At 63.4% G+C, this 4,475-nt stretch carries 5 protein-coding genes and 1 pseudogene; 2 read left to right on the forward strand and 4 right to left on the reverse strand.

What is annotated here, in order from left to right; all coding sequences use genetic code 11:
• Positions 1–36 precede the first annotated feature (36 nt).
• The 3 genes from ENZ74_RS22975 to ENZ74_RS22985 all read right to left on the reverse strand — a co-directional run bounded on the left by ENZ74_RS22975 (position 37) and on the right by ENZ74_RS22985 (position 1,654).
• Complete coding sequence (locus tag ENZ74_RS22975; protein ID WP_063169634.1) at positions 37–315, reverse strand: helix-turn-helix transcriptional regulator; 279 nt, start codon at positions 313–315, stop codon at positions 37–39.
• Positions 316–584: 269 nt separating this feature from the next.
• Positions 585–1,298: a phosphatase PAP2 family protein gene (locus ENZ74_RS22980; protein ID WP_063169633.1), complete on the reverse strand. Its 714-nt coding sequence runs from the start codon at positions 1,296–1,298 to the stop codon at positions 585–587.
• 14 nt (positions 1,299–1,312) lie between these two features.
• A complete protein-coding gene (locus ENZ74_RS22985) occupies positions 1,313–1,654 on the reverse strand; it encodes a hypothetical protein (RefSeq protein WP_013528672.1) in 342 nt (113 codons plus the stop codon).
• Between the two features lie 170 nt (positions 1,655–1,824).
• Between ENZ74_RS22985 and ENZ74_RS22990 the strand changes: the two genes are divergently transcribed.
• Both ENZ74_RS22990 and ENZ74_RS22995 read left to right on the forward strand, forming a co-directional pair.
• Complete coding sequence (locus tag ENZ74_RS22990) at positions 1,825–3,219, forward strand: sensor histidine kinase (protein WP_024502211.1); 1,395 nt, start codon at positions 1,825–1,827, stop codon at positions 3,217–3,219.
• The gene (locus ENZ74_RS22995) at positions 3,216–3,875 is read left to right on the forward strand and encodes a response regulator transcription factor (RefSeq protein ID WP_013528674.1); all 660 of its coding nucleotides are present in this window, start codon (positions 3,216–3,218) and stop codon (positions 3,873–3,875) included. The genes ENZ74_RS22990 and ENZ74_RS22995 overlap by 4 nt, the downstream gene beginning before the upstream one ends.
• Before the next feature lie 283 nt (positions 3,876–4,158).
• Here ENZ74_RS22995 and ENZ74_RS23000 read toward each other — a convergent pair.
• A pseudogene (locus tag ENZ74_RS23000) lies at positions 4,159–4,475 on the reverse strand (hypothetical protein); the annotation flags it as partial.

Consider the following 4,475-nt stretch of genomic DNA (forward strand, 5'->3'; position numbering starts at 1 on the left):
TCGTCGGCAGGGCTGTCGGCGGTCGCCGTCGCGACTTTATGCCGGCTCAGCCTTGGGATCCGGCGGCACGGCAGACTTGAGGCGCACGCCCCGGCCGCCGCGCTCGCTGGCCTGATTCTCGCCGATCAGCTCCACCCCGGCCTCGTCGAGGGCCTGGATGACCTTCATCAGCGTGTCGACCACGCCCCTGACCACGCCATCGCTCGCCTCCATGCGCTGGATAGTCGGAAGCGAAACGCCGGCGCGCTCGGCGAGCGTCTTCTGATCGATGCCGGCCAGCGCCCTTGCGGCGCGCATCTGCGCGGCAGTGATCATCGGCCGGAATCCCCGTCTGAGTCTGCAGGAGTAAGGTATAATATCATCATTCTGATGTTTCAAGCATTAGGATGAATGTTTGAGACGTAAGTAGCGGCGCCTGACTGGCCATTTTTTAGATACTTTCCCGGGATTGCGCGCTAAGGTCTTCCATCTGGGCAGGGAGTAACGCGGTTGAATATCTTCAAGACTTTCATGACATCGGCAGCCTTGCTGTCGGCGGTTTTCCTGTTGGCCGGCTGCGGGCACGGGCTGATCAACCGGCTGATCTAGTCTCCAGTCTCGCCGTCCGGGTGCTGCCCACGCCATCGCTGCCACGTCCGGGCAGCGAGCCAGCACAGCATCGCCCAGACGAAGCCGGCGCACCAGCCGGCCAGCACATCCGACGGCCAGTGGACGCCGAGATAGACGCGGCTGATGCCGACCAGCAGCGTCGTCAGCACCGCCAGCGACAGCACATAGATCTTCGTCGTTCGACCGGGCAGGAAGCGTGCCGCCAGCGCGCCGAGCGTCAGATAGGTCACCGCCGACAGCATGGCGTGGCCGCTGGGAAAAGACAGCGTCGTTTCGTTGACGAGATGCGAGACGAGTTCGGGGCGCGGCCGGTCGATTCCGGCTTTCAGCAGGCTCGACAGCATCTGACCGCCGGCCACCGCCACGAAGATGAAAAGGGCGGTCGCCGGCCTGCGGATAAGCAGGAGATAGACGATTACCGCCGTCACGATCAGCACCAGCACGCTGCCGCTGCCAAGGCTTGTGATGTCGCGCATCGCCCCTTGCAGCCACATCGGGCCGATCGGGCTGTCAGGCCGCCCCGCCTGGCGGAAGGCGAGCAGTATTTCGGTGTCGAAGGCGTGCGGGGTGGTGGCGCGCGCCATCTCCATCAGCTCCTCGAATCCCCAAAGGCCGGCCGCGATGACCAGGCCGGCCAGCAGCACCGGGAATTCGACCCGGTTGAGCAAAGCGTTCGCGGCATTCTTCATCGGCAATCCGCCCGTTACAGCCGGCCTTGCAGATAGGGTCCGAGCGTGATCAGCGCCACTGCGGCGATCGCCAGCATGATGCCGGTCGCCTGCAGCGCGTTGACGCGCTCGCCGAAGAAGACCAGTGCCACGACGTTCACCGAGACCAGCTGGATGACGGCAGACAGGCTGAACGACACCGACATGCCGAATTCGCGGATCAGCCGCAGCATGATCAGATTGCCCAGCGAATAGAGCGCCAGCGTCAGCGCGATCTTGCCAAGGCTCGGCGCCAGGCCCCATTGCTTGGCGGCTGTCGCCGCCAGCAGGAAAATGACCGTTGAAAAGCCGAGCTGCAGCAGTCCCGAAAAACTCAACGTTCCGCCCCCCTCTCGAAGCGGCTCCCGCCGCATGTGTCGCGGACGTTGTTTCCGAAGCGCGCCGGGACGTCAAGCGCTCGACCAAACGAAGCTCTTGGCAATGGCAAGACGGAGGCTCAATGTACCGACATCGTCCAGCCATTCGATTGAAGGGCGGTCAGGGGTTCATGATTCGTATTCTGCAGAACTTGACGCGACGCTGGAGCGAACTCTCTCTTGCCTTGCAATTCGTCGTTGCCGGCGGTTTTGGCCTGCTGGCCGTCATGCTGGTGGTGGGCGCCTGGGTGACGGCGCAGATCAGAGAGGGCGTCATCCGCAATTCGGCCGCCACGACGGCGCTCTATGTCGACAGCGTGATTGCGCCGCTGCTTCCCGACTTGCGCAAGGAGCAGGAGCTCAGCGATTCCGTCAAGCAGGCGCTGGACGAGACGCTTGGCCAGGGCGCGCTCGGCAAGCGCCTCGAATCGTTCATGCTCTGGCGCCGCGACGGGACGGTCCTCTATGCCAAGGAGACGGCCCTGATCGGCCGCCGCTTCGCTCCGAGCGACAATCTGCGTTCCGCTTTCCAAGGCAATGTCGTCGCTGAATTCAATACTTTCGATGAGGATGAGAGCGAGGAGAAGGCGACCGGCTTGCCATTGCTGGAGATCTACAATCCCGTGCGCGAGCCCTGGTCGGGCGAGGTGGTGGCGGTTACCGAGTTCTATGAGATCGCCGACGATTTCCAGGCCACCCTGGCTTCCGCTCTGTGGTCGAGCTGGCTGATCGTGGCCGGCGCGACCCTGGCGGCATTCCTGCTCCTGTCGGGCATCGTCCTGCGCGGCAGCCGCACCATCGACGACCAGCGTGGGGCGCTGCGCCGCCAGGTGTCGGAACTGCAGGGTCTGGTGGCGCAAAACAGTGCCTTGCGACTGCGCGTGCAACAGGCCTCGCGCCGCGCCACCGCGCTCAACGAAAGATATCTGCGCCGCATCGGCGCCGACCTGCATGACGGCCCGGCCCAACTCGTGGCCCTGGCGGCGCTGCGCATGGACAGCCCGATATTTTCCAGCGATGGCCATTCGGGCGCAAGCCGCTCGACCGAGGTCACGATGATTCGCAAGACGCTGGAGGATGCGATGCGCGAAATACGCGGCATCTGCACCGGCCTTGTCCTGCCGCAGATCGAGACGGCTGCCGCAACCGACATTCTGCGGCTGGCCGTCAAGGAACACGAACAGAGGACGGGAACGTCGGTGACGCTGACGCTGGCCGGACAGTTGCCTGAACCCGGCGCCTCCGAGAAGATCAGCATCTATCGTTTCGTCCAGGAAGGGCTGAACAATGCCTATCACCACGGGCTAGGCAAGGATCAGGCGGTGAGTGCCGGGATGAAAGGTGGCAGGCTTTTTGTCGAAGTGTCGGACCGCGGGCCGGGTTTCGATCCGACGGCACGGGTCGAGGGCCTCGGGCTCGCCGGCCTCAGGGAACGGGTCGAAAGCATTGGCGGACAGTTCGAAACCTTGACCGGGCCGCAAGGTACGCGTTTGGTGATCCGTCTGTCGGTCGAGGAGCAAGCATGACTGGGACCATTCGCATTGCCATTGTCGACGATCATCCCCTCTTTCGCGAAGGTGTGACGCGCAGCCTGTCGGAGATCGGAGGCTTCGAGATGGTTGGCGAGGGCGCCACGGCGCAGGATGCCGAACGCCTCGCCGCGACGATGCGGCCCGACATCTTGCTGCTCGACATCTCGATGCCGGGCGGCGGGCTGAGCGCGGTCGCAAGCATCCTCGCCAACCATCCCGCCCAGAAGATCGTCATGCTGACCGTCTCGGAGGCCAATGCCGATGTGACCAAGGCGCTGAACGCAGGGGTGAATGGCTATGTCCTCAAAGGCGTCGGATCGCGCGGCCTCGCCGACATCCTGCGCAATGTCGCAGCCGGCGAAAGCTATCTCTCGCCGACACTATCGGCCCGGCTGCTTTCGGATCTCCAGTCCCAGCAGCCGACCGACGGCTTGGCGGAACGGCTGCGGCAGCTCACCGATCGGCAAACGGAAATCCTGCGGCTGGTGGCGGAGGGGCTGAGCAACAAGGAAGTCGCCTTGCGGCTTGAGTTGCAGGAGAAGACCGTCAAACATCACATGACCGGAGTGCTGTCGAAGCTCAATGTGCGAAATCGCACCGAAGCGGCCTTGATGATGCGTGAGTGGCGCGACCGCGACAGGCCTTCCTAAAGCATTTCACCGTTTCACGGAAACGGCGAGCTGCTCTAACTCTGTGACGCAATTCCCAAGGGAACGGAAAAACCGCTTCACACTTTTTCTAGAATTGCTCTGGGCAGGTCCGAAGAAATGCGCAGCGGTTTCCCGTCCCGGATTGCGCAAAAGCGCGTCGCGCCTCGGGACCGCAGCCATTGCGGTGCCGAAAACCGGGACGACGCCGGCCGGAAACGAGGTCACCTCCGCCGGGGGGCGGCGGAGGTGACGTGCAAAGCTGACCGTTGCCTGTTGGCCAGCTTCACAAGGCCTTGAGACGATTGGCATCGGCCGGCGTGGCCTGGCGGTCGATGATCGTGCGACCGAGAGCGTCCTTCATGCTGAAACGACCGTTCTCGAGCTTTTCCGTTATGCCGTCGGGATGCCTGACTGTGATCTTGTTGCCGGTCACGTCGACCTTGTCACCGGTCTTTGCATTGACATGGCTCCCGCTCTTACCCTGACTGGATCCTGATTTGCCGTTGTTGCCACTGTTGCCGCTGTTGCCGTTATTCCCATTGCCGTTGCCGCTGTTCCCGCTATTGCTTCCGCCGGAATTGCCGCCGTTGCCGCCCCCAC

Origin of the sequence: Mesorhizobium sp. M7A.F.Ca.CA.002.15.2.1 (assembly GCF_003998715.1) — a bacterium.
GTDB classification, from domain to species: Bacteria; Pseudomonadota; Alphaproteobacteria; order Rhizobiales; family Rhizobiaceae; genus Mesorhizobium; species Mesorhizobium ciceri.